Annotated in this window: 14 protein-coding genes and 1 pseudogene; 7 read left to right on the forward strand and 8 right to left on the reverse strand. The window is 69.8% G+C overall.

All coding sequences use genetic code 11. The features are described 5' to 3' along the window. From OUA97_RS21230 to OUA97_RS21250, 5 genes and pseudogenes are all read right to left on the reverse strand, one after another. Positions 1–192, reverse strand: a pseudogene (locus tag OUA97_RS21230) (hypothetical protein); the annotation flags it as partial. 74 nt (positions 193–266) lie between these two features. Then, the gene (locus tag OUA97_RS21235) at positions 267–1172 is read right to left on the reverse strand and encodes a hypothetical protein (protein ID WP_267234058.1); all 906 of its coding nucleotides are present in this window, start codon (positions 1170–1172) and stop codon (positions 267–269) included. Positions 1173–1292: 120 nt separating this feature from the next. Next, positions 1293–2621 (reverse strand): hemolysin family protein, encoded by a 1329-nt coding sequence (locus OUA97_RS21240; RefSeq protein ID WP_267234060.1) that lies wholly within the window; start codon positions 2619–2621, stop codon positions 1293–1295. Positions 2622–2904: 283 nt separating this feature from the next. Then, complete coding sequence (locus OUA97_RS21245) at positions 2905–4110, reverse strand: acetyl-CoA C-acyltransferase (RefSeq protein WP_267234061.1); 1206 nt, start codon at positions 4108–4110, stop codon at positions 2905–2907. A gap of 84 nt (positions 4111–4194) precedes the next feature. Then, the gene (locus OUA97_RS21250; protein WP_267234062.1) at positions 4195–6276 is read right to left on the reverse strand and encodes a 3-hydroxyacyl-CoA dehydrogenase NAD-binding domain-containing protein; all 2082 of its coding nucleotides are present in this window, start codon (positions 6274–6276) and stop codon (positions 4195–4197) included. Positions 6277–6450: 174 nt separating this feature from the next. Here OUA97_RS21250 and OUA97_RS21255 point away from each other — a divergent pair, with 174 nt between their 5' ends. The 4 genes from OUA97_RS21255 (at position 6451) to OUA97_RS21270 (ending at position 10973) form a co-directional block, all read left to right on the forward strand. After that, positions 6451–7230 (forward strand): SDR family oxidoreductase, encoded by a 780-nt coding sequence (locus OUA97_RS21255; protein ID WP_267234063.1) that lies wholly within the window; start codon positions 6451–6453, stop codon positions 7228–7230. 70 nt (positions 7231–7300) lie between these two features. Then, positions 7301–10381, forward strand: coding sequence for an intermembrane phospholipid transport protein YdbH family protein (locus tag OUA97_RS21260; protein WP_267234064.1), 3081 nt, complete (start codon positions 7301–7303; stop codon positions 10379–10381). A 32-nt stretch (positions 10382–10413) separates the two neighbouring features. After that, the gene (locus OUA97_RS21265) at positions 10414–10596 is read left to right on the forward strand and encodes a YnbE family lipoprotein (RefSeq protein WP_183776208.1); all 183 of its coding nucleotides are present in this window, start codon (positions 10414–10416) and stop codon (positions 10594–10596) included. 11 nt (positions 10597–10607) lie between these two features. Beyond that, the gene (locus tag OUA97_RS21270; RefSeq protein ID WP_267234067.1) at positions 10608–10973 is read left to right on the forward strand and encodes a YdbL family protein; all 366 of its coding nucleotides are present in this window, start codon (positions 10608–10610) and stop codon (positions 10971–10973) included. Positions 10974–11255: 282 nt separating this feature from the next. Here OUA97_RS21270 and OUA97_RS21275 read toward each other — a convergent pair whose 3' ends face one another. Then, positions 11256–11462 carry a hypothetical protein gene (locus OUA97_RS21275; RefSeq protein WP_183776214.1) on the reverse strand — a complete coding sequence of 69 codons (207 nt, stop codon included), beginning with the start codon at positions 11460–11462 and terminating at the stop codon, positions 11256–11258. Between the two features lie 190 nt (positions 11463–11652). Here OUA97_RS21275 and OUA97_RS21280 point away from each other — a divergent pair, with 190 nt between their 5' ends. Next, a complete protein-coding gene (locus tag OUA97_RS21280) occupies positions 11653–13092 on the forward strand; it encodes a helix-turn-helix domain-containing protein (protein ID WP_267234068.1) in 1440 nt (479 codons plus the stop codon). Positions 13093–13162: 70 nt separating this feature from the next. Then, entirely contained in the window at positions 13163–14392 is a 1230-nt protein-coding gene (locus OUA97_RS21285) for a TetR/AcrR family transcriptional regulator (RefSeq protein WP_267234069.1), read from the forward strand. A gap of 15 nt (positions 14393–14407) precedes the next feature. Here the strand turns inward: OUA97_RS21285 and OUA97_RS21290 are convergent, their stop codons facing one another. Both OUA97_RS21290 and OUA97_RS21295 read right to left on the reverse strand, forming a co-directional pair. Continuing rightward, complete coding sequence (locus tag OUA97_RS21290; RefSeq protein ID WP_267234070.1) at positions 14408–16111, reverse strand: GAF domain-containing hybrid sensor histidine kinase/response regulator; 1704 nt, start codon at positions 16109–16111, stop codon at positions 14408–14410. 190 nt (positions 16112–16301) lie between these two features. After that, positions 16302–17237: an isopenicillin N synthase family dioxygenase gene (locus OUA97_RS21295; RefSeq protein WP_267234072.1), complete on the reverse strand. Its 936-nt coding sequence runs from the start codon at positions 17235–17237 to the stop codon at positions 16302–16304. 84 nt (positions 17238–17321) lie between these two features. Between OUA97_RS21295 and OUA97_RS21300 the strand changes: the two genes are divergently transcribed. Next, positions 17322–17996, forward strand: coding sequence for an OmpA family protein (locus tag OUA97_RS21300; RefSeq protein WP_267234073.1), 675 nt, complete (start codon positions 17322–17324; stop codon positions 17994–17996). Positions 17997–18086 lie beyond the last annotated feature (90 nt).

Below are 18086 nucleotides of genomic sequence, written 5' to 3' on the forward strand. Positions count from 1 at the left end.
GGCCTGCACTGCCGGGCGCGGAGCGGGGCGGGGTTCAGGCGCCGGCTGGGGCGCCGGTTGCGGCGCGCCCGGCTGGGGCTCGCCGGAGCTCTGGCCCGGTGTCAGCGCATAGCCGAACGGCGCCGCTCCCTTCGCCCGGCCCCAGGGGCTGGATCGGATGAACGGATTGTCGTTCTGGTCGCGCTCGGACATCTGGCTCTCCCGCGCCGCCGCGGCGCGCGCGCCAATTTAGCTCGGACTTCGACAGATGTGGGGCGGGAAATCGCTCAACGGTGCGCCGTGCGGATCGGCCGCACGGCGTCGGTCGCGCATCCGGCCGGCTCCAGCATGGCGTGCTGGGCCAGGCAGTAGATGTCTTCGTAATAGGGTCCGGCCGCCGCCAGGCACTGGTAGAGGTTGAGCTTGGCTACGCGCACGCACATGCCGCTGCGCGGTTCGCTCATCAGCGCTCCGGCGCGGCCGCTCTCGCCCATTACGCTCAGGGCCGCGACCGCCAGTCCGCGCGAGACCACGGGGCTGGCCGCGCCGCCGCGTTTGCCGCCCTGGGCCAGGGTCGAATAGAGCTGGGCCTGGTCGCCGCCGGCCGGCCGGTAGCCGGCGCTGGAGATCTGCTTGACCCGGGTCAGCCGCGCCCTGGCGTCGGGCACGAACACCTTGGCCCAGGCCTGGCGCTGGATGTCGTAGGAGGCCTTTTTCACGCGCTTGCCGCTGGCCTCCAGGGCTTCGCCCTGGCGATAGAGCGCGGCGCTGGCGCGGGCGGCTCCGGCGTCGGCGCCGGGCAGGCTCGCAGCCAGATCGGGCCGCGCGGCCAGGCGCGCCGCCAGTCCCTTGCCCGACTTGTCCTGCGCGGCCTTGCGCACCCCGGCCACGAACTTCGGCTCCTGCAGGGCGGCGAGGGCCGCATAGGCGACCATGCCGGCCTCGAGCTGCTTGGGCTCGTAGCCCGAGCCGATGCGCAGGCCTTCGGCCACCGCCGCAGGGTTGGCGAACGTCGCATCGATGCCGCGGGCGTTGCGCATGAAGCTCTCGAACGCCGCGGCCTGGGTCTCCAGCCGCCGGTCGACCTGGGCGCTGGCTGGCCCGCCGCCGCCCTTGGAGCCCGGCGTGCTGGCGCACGCCGCCAGCACGAGCAGCGCCGCGGCCGCCAGGCCGCGCTTGAAACCCTTGTCCATATCGGACCCCTCCCAAAACCAAAGAGGCCCACCCCGTGCGGGGGACTCCACGCCGTTAGGGTTGAGGAAGGGTTGCCGAGCTTGACCGTCAGCCTGCGTCCAGACGTCACGCGTCGCGGTTCAGGACGACAGCATGTCGCTCAGGCTAGGGCCGTCGGGATCGGCCGGCGGGGTGAACAGCAGCTTGTCTATGCGGCGGTCGTCCATGTCGATGACCTCGACCCTGAAGCCGGCGATCTCGAACACGTCGCCCTCGGTCGGCAGGCGGCCGATCTCGTGCAGCACCAGGCCGGCGACGGTGTGGAACTGGCTGGTCTCGGTGAAGTCGGCGCCCAGCGCCTTGGCCAGGTCGTCGACCTCGGCGCGGCCGTCGACCAGGTAGCTGCCGTCCTCACGTTTGATGATCGCTTCGGGGGTGGCCGCGTCGTGCGCCTCATCGAAGTCGCCTGCGATCATTTCCAGCAGGTCGGTCGGGGTGACCACGCCCTCCAGGGCGCCGAACTCGTCGACCACCAGGGCCATGTGCAGCGGGGTCTGCTTGAGCAGCTCCAGCGCCCGCAACAGCGAGGTGGTCTCGACCAGGTAGATCGGGGTCGCCATCAGCGCCTGGATGTCAGGCTTCTTGCCGTCGAGGATGGCGTCGAGCACATCCTTCTTGTGGATCACGCCGACCGGCTCCTCGACGTCGGCGCCCTCGGTGACGACGATGCGCGAATAGGGGCAGGCGCGGATGTCGGCCAGCTGCTGCTCGTGGGTGTCGGACAGCGAAATCCAGTAGATGTCGCGGCGCGGGGTCATGGCTACGCGCACCTGGCGGTCGCCCAGGCGCAGCACCTCGCCGATCATCGCCTGTTCCTCGGGTTCGATCAGGCCGGCGCTGGCGCCCTCGGCCAGGACCGTCTCGACCTCCTCGTGGGTGATCTGCTCGCCCTTCTCGTCACGGATGCCGAGCAGGCGCAGGACGCCGACCGTCGAGGCGGTCAGCAGCGTCACGAACGGGCCCATCAGCTTGGCGAGCAGCGTCAGCGGTCGGGCGACCAGCGCGGCGATGGTCTCGGGGAACACCATGGCGAAGCGTTTGGGCACCAGCTCGCCGACGATCAGCGACAGATAGGTGATGACCACGACGACGATGGCCGTGGAGATCAGCTCCGAATAGTCGTGCAGGGCCGGGATCGTCTCCAGCATGTGGTCGAGCTCGGCGGCGATGGTCGCCTGGCCGTAGGCGCCCGAGAGGATGCCGATCAGGGTGATCCCGACCTGAACGGCGGCGAGGAAGCGGGTGGGGTTTTCCGAGAGCCGGAGGGCCGCGGCGGCCCCCTTGTCGCCGCGCTCGGCGCGGGCCTGCAGCTTGGCGCGACGGGAAGAAACGACCGCCAGTTCGGACATGGCGAAGAGGCCGTTCAGCACCAGCAGGAGGAGCACGACGGCCGAGGCGAAGAGGATCATTAAGGGTTGGGTCCAGGCGAGGCCCTCCAGGAGCCCCGCGCCACCCTAGCGTGAATAGGCCGCCCGCGCGATATTCCGCCCAGCGGGCGAGGCGTACGCGCCTCCGATGGCGGGTATTCGATGACCCGCCGCCCACGAAAAAGGGCCGCCCCCTGGGGAGCGGCCCTTCTGCAGCCTTGATCGACCGTCCTCTTCGAAGATTTCGAAGCGGACCGCCGCGCCCCACCGAAATCGCCGAGCGATTTCGGCGACTCCTTGCTGATGGGCGCGGCTTTCCGTCCTCTTAGAAGATTTCGAAGAGGCCGGCCGCGCCCATGCCGCCGCCGACGCACATGGTGACGACGCCCCACTTGGCGCCGCGACGCTTGCCTTCGTGCAGGACGTGGCCCGTGCAGCGGGCGCCGGTCATGCCGTAGGGGTGGCCGATCGAGATCGAGCCGCCCGAGACGTTGAGCTTCTCGTTCGGGATGCCCAGCTTGTCACGGCAGTACAGGACCTGGCTGGCGAAGGCTTCGTTCAGCTCCCACAGGTCGATGTCGTCGACGGTCAGGCCGTTGCGCTCCAGCAGCTTCGGGATCGCGAACACCGGGCCGATGCCCATTTCTTCCGGGCCGCAGCCGGCCACGGCCATGCCGCGGTAGGCGCCGAGCGGGGTCAGGCCGCGCTTTTCGGCTTCCTTGCGTTCCATCATCAGCACGGCGGCCGAGCCGTCCGACAGCTGGCTGGCGTTGCCGGCGGTGATGAACTTGCCCTCCGGGGCGAAGCGGCCGCCCTTGAACACCGGGTTCAGCTTCTGCAGGTCGGCCAGGGTGGTCTGCGGGCGGTTGCCCTCGTCCATGCCGATGGTGATTTCCTTGTCGGCGGTCTCGCCGGTTTCCTTGTTCACCAGCACCTTCATGATCGTCGTCATCGGCGCGATCTCGGCGGTGAAGCGGCCTTCGGCCTGGGCCTGGGCGGTGCGCTGCTGCGACTGCAGGGCGTACTCGTCCTGGGCCTCACGGCTGACGCCGTAGCGCTCGGCGACGACTTCGGCGGTCTCGATCATCGAGGTCGCCAGCGCCGGCACGTGCTGGCCGAGCCACGGGTCGCCGGCCATGAAGCGGTTCATCTTGTCGTTCTGGACGAGCGAGATCGACTCCACGCCGCCGCCGATGGCGATCGGGGCGCCGTCGTTGATGATGTACTTGGCCGCGGTGGCGATCGCCATCAGGCCCGACGAGCACTGGCGGTCCAGGGTCATGCCCGAGACGGTGACCGGCAGGCCGGCGCGCAGGGCCGCCTGGCGGGCGATGTTGTTGCCGGTGGTGCCTTGCTCCAGGGCGCAGCCGAAGACGACGTCGTCGATCTCGGCCGGGTCGACGCCCGCGCGCTCGACGACGGCGGCGATCGAGTGACCGGCGAGGGTCGCGCCGTAGGTGTTGTTGAAGGCGCCGCGATAGGCCTTGCCGATCGGGGTGCGGGCGGTGGAGACGATGACGGCTTCACGCATTGGAGTGCATCCTAACGAGTTGGGAGGGGAGTCCTGCCCGCCCCCGACGCGGACGCCGGGGGCGGGCTTCAGATCGACGTCGCCTTAGAGGTCGGCGAACTTCTTGTTTTCAGCGACAAGCTTTTCCAGGAGCGCGGCCGGCTTGAACTGGTCGCCCATGGTGGCTTGGAATTCCTTCATCTTGGCGAGGACCTTGGCCGGACCGACCTGGTCGCCGTAGTGCATCGGGCCGCCGCGATAGACCGGCCAGCCGTAGCCGTTCTGCCAGACCACATCGACGTCGCTGGCGCGGATGGCCTTGCCCTCTTCGAGGATCTTCACGCCCTCGTTGATCATCGGGTAGATGCAGCGCTCAAGGATTTCCTCGTCGCTGATCTTGCGCGGGTTGGCGCCCGACTTGACGATGAAGTCGTTGATCACCTTCTCGGTGAACGGGCTCGGCTTGGCGTTGCGGTTCTCGTCGTAGTCATAGTAGCCGGCGCCGGTCTTCTGGCCGCGGCGGTCGGCTTCGCAGAGCACGTCACGGATGGTCGCGCCGTTCGACTTTTCCTTCACCCAACCGATATCGAGGCCGGCCAGGTCGCTCATCGCGAACGGACCCATCGGGAAGCCGAAGTCGTAGAGCACGCGGTCGATGTCCCAGGGCATCGCCCCTTCCATGACCAGCTTCTGGGCCTCGCGCTGGCGGGCGCCCAGGATGCGGTTGCCGACGAAGCCGGGGCAGACCCCGACCAGCACGGCGACCTTGCCGATCTGCTTGGCCAGCTTCATCGAGGTGGCGATCACTTCCTTGGAGGTGTGATCGGCGCGGACGATCTCCAGCAGCTTCATCACGTTGGCCGGCGAGAAGAAGTGCAGGCCGATGACGCTTTCGGGACGTTTGGTCACCGAGGCGATCTCGTCGATGTCCAGGCCCGAGGTGTTGGTGGCCAGGATGGCGCCGGGCTTACAGATGGCGTCGAGCTTGGTGAAGATGTCCTTCTTGATGTCCATCCGCTCGAAGACGGCCTCGATCACCAGGTCGACGTCCTTGAAGCTGTCTTCCATCGACAGCGAGCCGGTGATCAGCGCGCAGCGCTCCTCGACCTGGGCGGCGGTGATCCCGCCGCGCGAAGCGGTACGCTCATAGTTCTTGCGGATGGTGGCCAGGCCGCGGTCCAGCGGCTCCTGCTTCTGCTCGACGATCACCACCGGGATGCCGGCGTTGGCGAAGTTCATGGCGATGCCGCCGCCCATGGTGCCGGCGCCGATGATGCCGACCTTCTTGATCGGGATCAGGGCGGTGTCGTCCGGCACGTCCGGGATCTTCTGGGCGGTGCGCTCGGCGAAGAACGAATAGCGCTGGGCGGCCGACTGCGGGCCGGTCATCAGTTCGCCGAACAGCTTGCGCTCGACCTTGATCGCCTCGTCCCAGGGCAGGTTCACCGCCGCCTCGATGCAGCGGATGTTGTATTCCGGGGCCAGGAAGCCGCGGAACTTGCGAGCGTTGGCCTTGCGGAAGTCGGCGAAGATCTCGGGCTTGCCCTTGGCGGCTTCGAGCTTGGCGTTGTTCTCGCGGACCTTCACCAGCGGCTTGTTCTCGGCCACGGCCTTGCGGGCGAAGGCGATCGCGCCTTCCTTCAGCTTGCCCTCGTCTTCCAGCTCGTCGATCAGGCCCATGGCCAGGGCTTCCTTGGCCGGGGCGTGACGACCCGAGGTCATCATCTCCAGGGCCTTCTCGACGCCGGCCACGCGCGGCAGCCGCTGGGTGCCGCCGGCGCCCGGCAGCAGGCCGAGGTTCACTTCCGGGAGGCCGAATTTCGCCGACGGAACGGCGACGCGGTAGTGTGCGCACAGCGCCACTTCCAGCCCGCCGCCCAGGGCGGTGCCGTGGATCGCGGCGATCACCGGCTTGGGCGAGTTCTCCATCATCTCCTGGACGTCGAACAGCGACGGGCCGGCCATGGCGCCGCCGAATTCGGTGATGTCGGCCCCGGCGATGAAGGTGCGGCCTTCGCAGATCAGCACGATGGCCTTGGCCGCGTCGTTGGCGATGGCGGCCTTGAAGCCCTCGTAGAGGCCTTCGCGCACCTTGGCCGACAGGGCGTTCACCGGGGGAGAGTTGAGCGTGATGACAGCGACGTCGCCGTCGAGCGAGAGGTCGGTCACCGAATTGATCTCGGCCATGTGGCGCATCCTCGATTGCTTGGGGAGGGACGGCTCGTGGCGTGGCCGCCCTTGGATTCAAACGGTTGTTTACAGGCCCCGCTTGGCCGGCGCGAGTCAAAAATCCGTAGGGTTTTCGAGCGTCGAACGGCGGTCTATCAGGCCTTAAAGACATCACCTTAGGGGAAGCAAGACATGGCTCAGGGACTGTTCTCGCTGGAAGGCCGCGTGGCCCTCGTCACCGGCGGCTCGCGCGGCATCGGCAAGATGATCGCCAAGGGCTTCCTCGAGGCGGGCGCGGCGCGCGTCTACATCTCCTCGCGCAAGCCGGCCGCCTGCGACGAGACCGCCGCCGAGCTCGGCGAGCGCTGCATCTCGCTGCCGCAGGACGTCTCGACGGTGGAGGGGTGCAAGGCGCTCGCCAAGCGCCTGACCGACGCCGAGCCGAAGCTCGACATCCTGGTCAACAACGCCGGCGCGGCTTGGGGCGCGCCCTTTGACGAGTTCCCGGAGAGCGGCTGGGACAAGGTCGTCGACCTGAACCTGAAGTCGCCGTTCTTCCTGACCCAGGCCCTGCACGGCGCCCTGAAGGCCGCCGCCAGCCATGACCAGCCGGCCAAGGTCATCAACATCTGCTCGATCGACGGCATCCGCCTGAACCCGCAGGAGACCTATTCCTATCATGCCTCGAAGTCGGGCCTGATCTACCTGACCCGCCGGATCGCCGCCGAGCTGATCAAGGACTCCATCAACGTCACCGGCATCGCGCCCGGCGCCTTCGCCTCCGAGATGAACCGCGTGGCCCGCGACCAGGGCGATGAGATCGCCAAGCGCATCCCCTCGCGCCGCATCGGCCGCGACGAGGACATGGCCGCCGCCGCAATCTACCTGGCCAGCCGGGCCGGCGACTACGTGGTCGGCGAGACCATCGCCGTCGATGGCGGCGTGGCCCTGGCCACCACCGGGGGCCTGTAAACTTCCAGCAGACGGCCACGCTTTCGACGGTTTTGCGTTATCAACTGCTGGTGAGCAGCAGGCGTCGCGTTTGACCGAGTCCGAAACTAACCCGCCGTCACGGGCGGCCCGGCGCAGATGGCGCCGGGTCCATACCGTCGTGGCCGCCGGGGTGATCGTGGCTGTCGTGGCCGGCGGCGTGGTCTATCTGACGCGCCGCGCGATCGCCCGCGAGTTGCTGGTCGGCTGGCTGGAATCGCGCGGCGTGCCGGCCGACGTCGAGTTCCGCGAGTTCGAGTTCGGCGGTTTCACAGCGCGGGTGCGCGCTGGTCCCGAGCAGGATCCGGACGTTTCGGTCGAACGGGTCGAGGTCCGCTACGGCCTCACCGGCTTCTGGTCGGGCGAGGCGCCCGGCGTGCGGGTCACGTCGGTCAAGCTCTACCGCCCGGTGGTCAAGGGCGCGTTCCGGAACGGCAAGCTCAAGCTCGGCACGCTCGACCCGCTGATCGAGGAGTTCACCAGCCGCCCGCCGCAGCCGCAGGGGCCGCAGCCGCGGGTGGAGATCCATCGCGGGGTCGTGCGGCTCGACACCGACTACGGGCTGCTGAAAGCCCGGGCCGACGCGCGGTTGGCCGACGGGCGGCTCATGGCGATGGACGCGCAGCTCGATCCCGTGGCGCTGAAGGGCGAGGGCCTCGCCGCGCGGCTGGGCGAGGTCAGCCTGCGGCTGGCGACCACGCGCGGCCGGGTCGACATCCTGCTGACGGCGCCGGTCGAGACGATGGAGGCGCAAGGGTTCAAGGCGCAGGGCGGCCGCGTGCGGCTGTCGGTCCAGGGGCCCTATCCCGACACCGTGCGCAAGCGCGGCGAGGGGCGGGTGATGGCGCGGCTGGAAGCCTCCGCCGCCCGCGCGACTTTCGGGCAGGACGGCCTGGACGAGGTGCGGCTGGTCGCCAATTTCGACGGCGCGACCCGTGGCTGGATCGAGACCCTGGTGCTGGAAGGCGACGGCGACCTGCAGGTCGGCGCGCGCGGCGGCCAGGCGGCCGGCTTCACCCTGGCGGGCCTGACGGGGCAAGCCTCGCTGGGCGACCTGCGCTGGACGCGCGGGGCGGGCGACGTGGTCTCGGCCGAGATCAGCAGCCGCGTCGCGGCCGACCGGGCGAGCGGCGGCGACCTCCGGCTCAGCGACGCCCGCGGCGAGTTCGGCGGGCTGGCGGCGTTCGACGGCAAGCGCGTGGACCTGGCGCTGCGTGGGGCGCTGGCCTCGCGCGGCGGCTGGTCGGGTCTGGGGCCGGCGACGGCGAGCGATCCGGCCGAGACAGCGGCGCTCAAGCGGGCCCTGGCCGACTTCCAGCTGACCGCCAGCTCGATCGCGGTCGACACCTCGCGCGACGGCGTTTCGGTTGGCTTGGCGCAGCCGGCGGTGGTGCGGACCGCCAGCGGCGGAGAGCTTAAACTCTCCCAGGCCTCGGGCCGGCCGATCTATGCGGACGGCGCCGGCGGTTTCGACGTGCTGGTCCGCGGCGGCGGGCTGCCCGAGGCGAGCCTGGCGGTGTCGCGCTACCGGCTGACGAAGGACGGGATCGTGGCGACGGCGGCGCTGCAGGCCAAGGGCGGCTTCGCCCCGGTCAGCCAGGCCAGCCTCGATGCGGCGGGAGAGGTGCGGATCGCCGGCGGCGCCGTCACGTTTGTCGCTGCGCGCTGCGTGAGCCTGAGCGCCGGCCACGTCGAGCTCGGCGACAGCGATCTGGAACAGGCCGCCGGCGAGGTCTGCCCGGCGCCGGGCGCGCCGCTGCTGAGCCTGAAGGACGGCGGCTGGCGGTTGCGGGGCCAGGCGCGGAGCATTGCGGCCGAGCTGCCGTTTCTGGAGGCGCGCCTCTCGCAGGCCTCCGGCTCAATCGACCTCTCCGGCGCAGGGGCTGCGATCAACGGCCAGGTCGCAATCGCCGCCGCGCGGCTTGACGACACCGCCGCCGAAACCCGCTTCAACCCGGTGCGCGCCAGCGGCCGGGCCCGGGCCCGTAACGGCGGCTGGACCGCGGACTTCGCGCTGACCGACCTGGCCGGGCGACGGCTCGCGAGCGGCGACCTGCAGCACCGCGCCGACGGGCGCGGGGCGCTGGCCTTCGGCACCGGAATGCTGACCTTCGAGGACGGCGGGTTGCAGCCGGTCGGCCTGTCGCCGCTCGCGGCCATGGTCGCCTCGCCGGCCAACGGACGGGCCCGGTTCGACGGGCAGATCGCCTGGGCGCCGGGCAGCTCGACCAGCCACGGGACGCTGAGCGTCGAGCGCATGGACTTCGTCAGCCCGATGGGGCCGGTGCAGGGGCTAGCCGGGCGGGCCGAGTTCGACAGCCTGATCCCGCTGACCGCCGCGCCGGGGCAGGTGCTGAAGGCGCAGGCGATCAACAGCCTCGTGCCGCTGACCGACGTCGATGTCGTCTTCGGCCTGGATCCCGACGCGGTCAGCGTCGGCGGCGCGCGGCTGGCCATGGGCGGGGGGACGCTGTCATTCGAGCCGTTCCGCGTGCCGTTCAAGCCCGGCGAGCCGTGGTCGGGCGTGCTCAATATCGAGGGCGTGCAGGTCAAGGAGCTGGTCGAGGCCTCGCCCTTCGGCGACCGGGTCGACCTGGAGGCGAAGCTGACCGGCAGGGTGCCGTTCGAGGTGCGTCCGGAGGGCGTGCGGGTCGCCGCCGGGCGTCTCCGCGCCATCGAGCCGGGCCGGCTGTCGATCCTGCGCGAGGCGCTGGTGCCGGTGGCGGCGCAGGGCGGCGAGGTGGTCGGCGCGGCGGTCGAAGGCGCGCCGACGGTCCCGGTCGCGCCCGTCGCGACCGAGACTGGCGAGGTCAACGCCTTCAGCGAGTTCGCCTATCAGGCCATGGAACACCTGGCCTTCGACACTCTCGACGCCGAGGTCAACAGCCTGGAGAACGGGCGGCTGGGCGTGCTCATGCGGCTGAAGGGCGAGCACACGCCGCCGCAGAAGCAGGAGATCCGCCTGACCCTGATGGACCTGATCCGCCGCAACTTCCTCAACCGGTCGCTGCCGCTGCCGTCGGGCACCAAGGTCGACTTGACGCTGGATACCAGCTTGAATCTCGATCAGATCCTGAAGGACTTCGGCGAGTACCAGGCGTTGCGCGGTTCACAAGCCGTTCAGCCGGAATGATCCACCTTGGCTGTGAATTTGGAGACCACCATATGATGAGAACCCTGCCAGCCGTGGCGGTCCTGGCCGGAGCGGCCCTAACCAGCGCCTGCACGCCGACCGTGCGGGTCGAGGTGGCGCCGATCTCGATCTACGCCAAGCTGGACGCCGATGTCCGGTTGCGCCTCGACGACGACGTCAAGGCGCTGATCAAGCAGAATCCGAACCTGTTCTAAGGGGAATGAGCATGACCTTTCGCAATTTGATGGCGCCCGTCGCCGCCGTGGTCGTGACGCTCTCGCTGGCCGGCGCGGCCCATGCCGATCCGGCGGCCGCCAAGGCCGCGGTCGATGCGGCCAAGGCCCAGGGGGTGGTCGGCGAGCAGAACGACGGCTTCCTCGGCTTCGTCAACGCCGGCGCGGCCAGCGCCGACGTCCGCGCCGCCGTGGCGGAGATCAACGCCGGCCGCCGCCAGCTCTACGCCCAGGCCGCTACGCAGAACGGCGTCAGTCCTACCGCGGCCGGCGCCTCGGCCTTCCGCACTGTGGTCCAGGGCAAGCTGCGTCCGGGCGACTTCTACCAGGACGCCGGCGGCGCCTGGGTCAAGAAGTAGGCTCGAGGCTGACGATCCAACGCGAAAGGGCGTCCCGCGCGGGACGCCCTTTTTCGTATGCGCCCAGATGCGCGCCGGCGGTGATCGGGGCAGGGAAGCGACCGAATACAAGCTTCCCCGCCCGTCACCCTATCCGCCCCCCTTTCGGAGGTCCCGGATGCCGTGTCCGCGGGGCTGGCCGCCGCGGCAAGAACTCAAAAAGTGAGCCCGCCCCACCCCGAAGAACGGGACGGGCTCAAGGAGAGACAACTGGACGCGAGGTCCCGTGACTCAAGGATGGCGCTAGGCCGGCAATACGAGCTGCTCGGAGGCGATGGCGAAGCGCATGGTGGCCTGGCTGCGGGTCTCTTCGGACACCTTCGCCCAGGCCTGCTTGGCTTCGTCGCGGCTCTCGTACGGCCCCAGCACCTGGGGCGCGCCGTTCTTCAGCTTGGTGAAGGCCAGGCAGCTGTACTCCCCGCCGACAACCCAGAACCGTTCCTTGGTCATGGTCTCTTGCTCCCCCGGCTCGCGCCGGAACTGAGTCTTGTGAAAACCGATCTCGCCGGCCCGCCTGAACGAGCCGTCCATCGAACCTAGCCGTTGGCGGTCCGGCGGCGAAGGGCGGGCGGCGTGCAAGAAGGCTCACTTGTCACAGCGAAACCTTGTAAATGATGTAAATCTGTGACAACTCGACAAGATGGCCGTGACCACCACCGACCGGAAGCTGTTCCTGGGCGCGCGCCTCAAGCGCCTGCGTCGGGATCTTGGTCTCACCCAGACGCGGATGGCCGAGGATCTCGGCGTCTCGCCCAGCTATCTGAACCTGCTCGAACGCAACCAGCGGCCGGTCACCGCCCAGGTGCTGCTGCGTCTGGCCGAGGCCTACGACCTCGACCTCAAGAGCCTGGCGACCGACCCCGAGGACGGCGGGGCCACGGGCCTGTCCGAGGTGTTCTCCGACCAGATGTTCCGCGATCTCGGCGTCGCACGGCACGAGATCGCCGAGGTGGCCGAGAGCGCGCCCGGCGTGTCAGAGGCGATCGTCCGTCTCTACCGCGCCTATCTCGACCAGCGTCGGCTGACCGATCTCGGCGCCATCGGCCGCCCCGAGGAGGGCGCGGGGACCGGGCCCTCGGTGCTGCCCTCCGACTGGGTGCGTGACTTCTTCCAGGCCCAGAAGAACTACTTCGCCGAGCTGGAGGAGGCGGCCGACGCGCTCACCGCCGACCTCGCCTGCGAGCCGCTCGACTTCGCCCTGGCCGCGCGCGAGCGGCTTTCAGGGCGGCACGGCATCTCGGTCCGCGTGGTGCCGGTCGAGGTGCTGCCGGAGTCGGTCCGCCGCTACGACCACCACCGCAAGCGCCTGTTCCTGTCCGAGGCCCTGACCGCCGAGGGGCGCGCCTTCGCCCAGGCCTACCAGCTGGCGATCCTCGAATACGGGCCGCTGCTCGACGGGCTCGTGGAACGGTCCGGGCCGCCCGACCGCTCGACGCGCGGCCTGCTGAAGGTGTCGCTGACCAACTACCTGGCGGCGGCGGTGATGATGCCCTACGCCGCCTTCCATGAGGCGGCCGAGCGCAGCGCCTACGACATCGAGCTGGTGCGCGCCCGTTTCGGGGTGTCGTTCGAGCAGGCCTGCCACCGGCTGACCACCCTGGCGCGGCCGGGCGCGCGCGGCGTGCCGTTCTTCATGCTGCGGGTGGATTCGGCCGGCAACATCTCCAAGCGGTTCGCGGGCGCGACCTTCCCGTTCTCGCGCTTCGGCGGCACCTGCCCGCGCTGGAACATCCACACCAGTTTCCGCACCCCCGGCCGGATCGCCACCCAGATCGTCGAGACCCCCGACGGCCAGCGCTACTTCACCCTGTCGCGTACGGTCAGCCGCTTCGCCACGCCCTATTCGGAGGGCGACACCGAACTGGCCATCGGCATGGGCTGCGAGCTGAAGTTCGCCGAGCGGCTGGTCTATTCGCGCGGCATCGACCTGCGCGATCCGGTGGCGACGGCCATCGGTCCCGCCTGCCGGATCTGCGAGCGGGCGGCCTGTCCGCAGCGGGCGGCCGAACCGATCAACCGGACGCTCATGGTCGACGACTTCACCAAGTCGATCTCGCCGTACCCGTTCGCGTCAGGCTGACGCCTTGCGCGGCAAGGGGCTTGCGATAGACAAGGCGGCGGGGACGGTTCAAGGCGCACCAGGGGCTCGAATGGCGGAACGAAAGGGCGTGAGGGCGACGGACCGCTTCCGCAAGAAGCGCGACGCGATCCTTGACGCCTCCACGGTGCTGCTGAACCAGCGCGGCGTGAAGGGCCTGACCCTGGCCGACGCCGCGGCCGCCGTCGGCCTGTCGACCACCAGCGTCACCTACTACTTCAAGCGCAAGGACGACCTGGCGGCCGCCTGCATGATGCGGGGCATCGGCTGGCTGCAGGAGGCCGCCGAGATCGCGGTCGCCGAGCCGACACCGGCCGAGCGGCTGCACAAGCTGCTGGAGCTCTATTTCGAGCGCGTGCGCCTGATGGCCGTCGGCGAGGGGGCGCCGATGCCGACCTTGGCCGACGTGCGGGCGCTGAAGGATCCGCATCGCGCCGCGGTGATCGAGGCCTTCGCCAAGGTGTTCCGCAAGGTGCGCACCCTGTTCGAGGCGCCTGAACTGGCCTGGCTGAACCGCGGCCGCCGCACTGCTCGCACCCACATGCTGCTGGCCCAGCTGTTCTGGGCCGGAGCCTGGCTGCACAAGTACGATCCCGAGGACTACGCCCGGGTGCGCGAGCGCATGTTCGACATCCTGGTCGGCGGGCTGGCGGCTGACGGCGCGGCCTGGGCTCCGGCTTCGGTGCCGCTGGCCGAGCTGGCGGCCGGGGAGGGCGCGGAGATGAGCCGCGAGACCTTCCTGCTGGCGGCGACGCGGCTGATCAATTCGCGCGGCTATCGCGGCGCTTCGGTCAACAAGATCTCCGAGGCGCTGAACGTCACCAAGGGCTCGTTCTACCACCACAACGACGCCAAGGACGACCTGGTGGTGGCCTGCTTCGACCGCACCTTCGAGGTGATGCGCCGGGTGCAGCGGCTGGCCATGGCGCTGGACGGCGACCAGTGGCTGCGGATCTCCAGCGCCGCGGCGGCGCTGGCCGAATTCCAGCTGTCGCAGTACGGCCCGCTGCTGCGGGTCTCGGCGCTCTCGGCCCTGCCCGAGGAGATCCGCATCGAACAGGTCGCCCATTCGGACCGGGTGTCGGACCGCTTCGCCTCGATGATCTCCGACGGCATCGTCGAAGGCTCGATCCGGCCGGTGGACGCGGCCATCGCCGCCCAGATGCTGAACGCCACCCTGAACGCCGGCTCGGAGCTGACCTTCTGGCTGCCCGACGTCACCCAGAAGGCGGCGCCGGCGGTGTTCGCCCGCCCGCAGCTGATGGGCATCTTCGCCCGCTAGAGCTTTTGCGCCGCTCTAGGCGCGCAGGGGGATCACCTCGGCCAGATGCGCCGGGGCGGACTTCTCGGCCCAGACCTGTTCGACCACGTGCAGCAGGCGTTCGGCGGTGATCGGCTTGGTCACATGGCCGTCGGCGCCGGCCCGCGCCGAGGCCTCGGCGTGCTCGGGCATGGCGTTGGCCGTCAGGGTGAAGATCGGCGTGCGGCGGCCCTCGCGCGCCTCGCGGCGGCGGATCGCCGAGATCGCCGTCAGCCCGTCCATCACCGGCATCTGCATGTCCATCAGGATCAGGTCGAACGAGCCGCGGACGGCCTCGTCCACCGCCTCGGCGCCGTTCTCGACCGAAATCAGGTCGACCCCCGCCGCGCCCAGGATCAGTTCCACGACCCTGCGGTTGGTCGGGTGGTCCTCGGCCAGCAGCACCCGCATGGCGTCGAGCTCGGCCTCCTCGCTGGCGGCGCCCTCGTGATCGCCCCACATCTCCACCGCCCCGTGGCGGCGCGGCAGCTCCAGGGTCAGGACGAAGGTCGCGCCCTGGCCGGCGACGGCGCTGGCGCTCAGTTCCCCGCCCATCGCCTCGGCCAGCGAGCGCGAAATGGCCAGGCCCAGCCCGGTGCCGCCGTACTGTCGGGTGATCGAGCCGTCGGCTTGTTGGAAGCGGCCGAACAGCCGCCGGTGGGTGGCCTCGTCGAAGCCGATGCCGGTGTCGGCCACGGTGAAGGTCAGGTGGGTGGTGGTCTCGTCGCGGCGGGCGGCGACGGTCAGCCGGACCTCTCCCTGCGCCGTGAACTTGACCGCGTTGCCCAGCAGGTTGGTCAGGATCTGGCGGATGCGCGGGCCGTCGCCCTCGAAGGCCCCCTGAGCGTAGGGCTCGATCTCGACGGTCAGTTTCAGGCCCTTGGCCTGGGCGCTGGCCTCGAACAACGCCGCGCAGGCGCCCACCGAGGTCGCCATGTCGAACGGCTCGGGCCGGATCTCCATGCGGCCCGCCTCGATCCGGGCCAGGTCGAGGATGTCGGTCAGCAGGGCTTCGAGCGTCTGGGCCGAGGTCTCGATCAGCTCGACCATGTCGGCCTGGTGCCGGCTGAGGGGGGTCTTGGCCAGGGCCCCGGCGATGCCCATCACCCCGTTCAGCGGAGTGCGGATCTCGTGGCTCATATTGGCCAGGAACTCGCTCTTGGCCTTGTTGGCGGCCTGCGCCTCGCCGGCGTACTTCACCAGATCGCGCTGGGCATGGTGGCGCGAGCACTCGTTCGAGGCGACCGCCGCCAGATCGATCAGGTAGCTCGCCAGGTCGCCGTCATAGGCGTGCGGCTCGCGGCTGGCCACGCAGACCACTCCGATCGGCTGGCCGTCGGCCATGCGGATCGGTGCGCCGGCGTAGAAGCGCACCGCCTCGGGGCCGACCACGTGCGGATGTCGCTCGAAGCGGGCGTCGGCCCGGGCGTCGGCGACCCACAGCAGCTGGTCCTGCCCGACCACGACCTCGGAAAACGACTGGTCCTGGCAGATCTGTTCGTCGGTCCAGCTGGGGCCGACGCTGGCGTGCCAGGTGCGCTCGGCGCCGACCATCACCACATCGCCCAGGTCCAGCCGCGCATAGGCGCGGGCCAGCCGGCCGACCCGCTCGAAGGTCGGCTTCAGCTCGTCGAGATCTAGGGTGGCGATGGCGGCAAGCCGCGCTGCCTCGGCCGGCGAGGCCGATCCAGGCTTGGACATGTTCATCCCCCGGCCGTGTTCTTGCGCCCCAAGATCGGGCCACGCAGTTAAATTTCCGTCTTTTTCAGAACGGCGTTCGGCAACCTTTGGTCGATCAGTTGTGGAAAACTGTCAAGCTTGGGGATTTTTTCGCGTCCGCCGCATGCCCCCTGGAGAAATCCGTCCCTGTAAAAGGGTTCCGCGGTTCCGGCTAAAGAAGCTTGATCTCCCGCAGCCGCTCCTTGAGGAACGCGTCGGCGGTGATGGGGGCCAGGCCGCGATCGGGATGGTCGGGGGTGATGCAACCAGGCAGGGTGCGGATCTCGTAGTCCGGATTGAAGTGCAGGAAGAACGGCGTGGAATAGCGCGCAAAGCCGCGGCGCTCGGGCGCCGGATTGACCACCCGGTGCGTGGTCGAGGGCAGCACATGGTTGGTCAGCCGTTGCAGCATGTCGCCGATGTTGCAGACCACCGAGCCGGGCGGCGGGTTGATCGCCAGCCACTGGCCGTCGCGGTCCAGCACCTCCAGGCCGGCTTCCTCGGCGCCGAGCAGCAGGGTGATGACGTTGATGTCCTCGTGCGCGCCGGCGCGAATGTTGGGGCCATCCTTCGGCACCGGCGGGTAGTGCAGCAGCCGTAGGATCGAGTTGCCGAAGTCCACGGTCGGATCGAAGAACCGGCGGTCGAGCTTCAGGTAGGCGGCGATGGCTTCCAGCACCTGGCGGCCCATGCCGTCCAGGGCGTTGAACAGCCAGGCGATCTCGGTGTGGAACGCCGGGACCTCGGCCGGCCAGACATTGTCGGGCATGAACTCGCGGAACGGATGGCCGGCCGGCAGGTCGCGGCCCATGTGCCAGAATTCCTTGAGGTCGAAGTGCTTGGCGTCCTTGGCGGTTTCGATGCCGAAGGGGGTGTAGCCGCGCTGACCGCCGGTCCCGATGACATAGGCGCGCTTCACCGCCTCGGGCAGGGCGAAGAAGGCCTTGGTGGCGGCCAGCGCCGCCTCGATCCGGGCCTGCGGCAGGTCGTGGTCCGAGATCACCGCGAAGCCGTAGCGGGCGAAGGACCCGCCCAGATCGCCCGAGAAGCCGTCGAAGTCGCCGCTGAAGCGCTTGAACGAAACCGGCTTGATCGTCTCTGTCGTCACGTCTGAACCCTCGTCCCGTCTCGCGGGAACCTTGACCGTAGCGCTTGCGTTCGCACCTGAGTTTCACGATCGAGGAGATCGCTTATGCGCAAACTGACCGCCCTCGGGGCCTGTATCCTGGGGGCAGGGGCCCTGGCCGCCTGCACCACCACCGACCCCTACACCGGACAGGTCGTCCGCAACAACACCGGCACCGGCGCGATCGCTGGAGCGCTCGGCGGCGCCGCGCTGGGCTATCTGACCAACACCAACCGCAGCGAGCAGGGCCGCAAGAACGCGCTGATCGGGGCCGGCATCGGCGCGCTCGCCGGCGCGGGCGTCGGCAACTACATGGACCGCCAGCAGGCCGAACTGCGCCGCGAACTGGCCGGCAGCGGCGTCGAGGTCCAGCGCCAGGGCGACAACATCGTCCTGCAGATGCCGAGCGACGTGACCTTCGGCTTCGACCGCGCCGACATCCAGCCGCAGTTCTACGGCGCGCTCGACGACGTGGCGCGCAGCCTGAACAACTATCCGCAGACCCTGGTCGACGTGATCGGCCACGCCGACTCCACCGGCCGCGCGGACTACAATCAGTCGCTTTCGGAGCGCCGGGCGCTGTCGGTGGCCGACTACCTGACCGGCCGCGGCGGGGTGCTGCGCGACCGTCTCTATGTCGAGGGCCGCGGGTCGACCCAGCCGATCGCCGACAATTCGACCGACGCCGGCCGCGCCAAGAACCGTCGGGTCGAGATCGTGCTGCGGCCCTATACGGGCTGACGCGCCCCGGGGGGGGGGGGGGGGGGGGGGGGGGGGGGGGGGGGGGGGGGGCGGGCGGGGGGGGGGGGGGGGCGCCCCCCGCGCGCGGCC

The sequence above is a fragment of the Phenylobacterium sp. 58.2.17 genome (assembly GCF_026411515.1).
GTDB lineage: Bacteria > Pseudomonadota > Alphaproteobacteria > Caulobacterales > Caulobacteraceae > Phenylobacterium.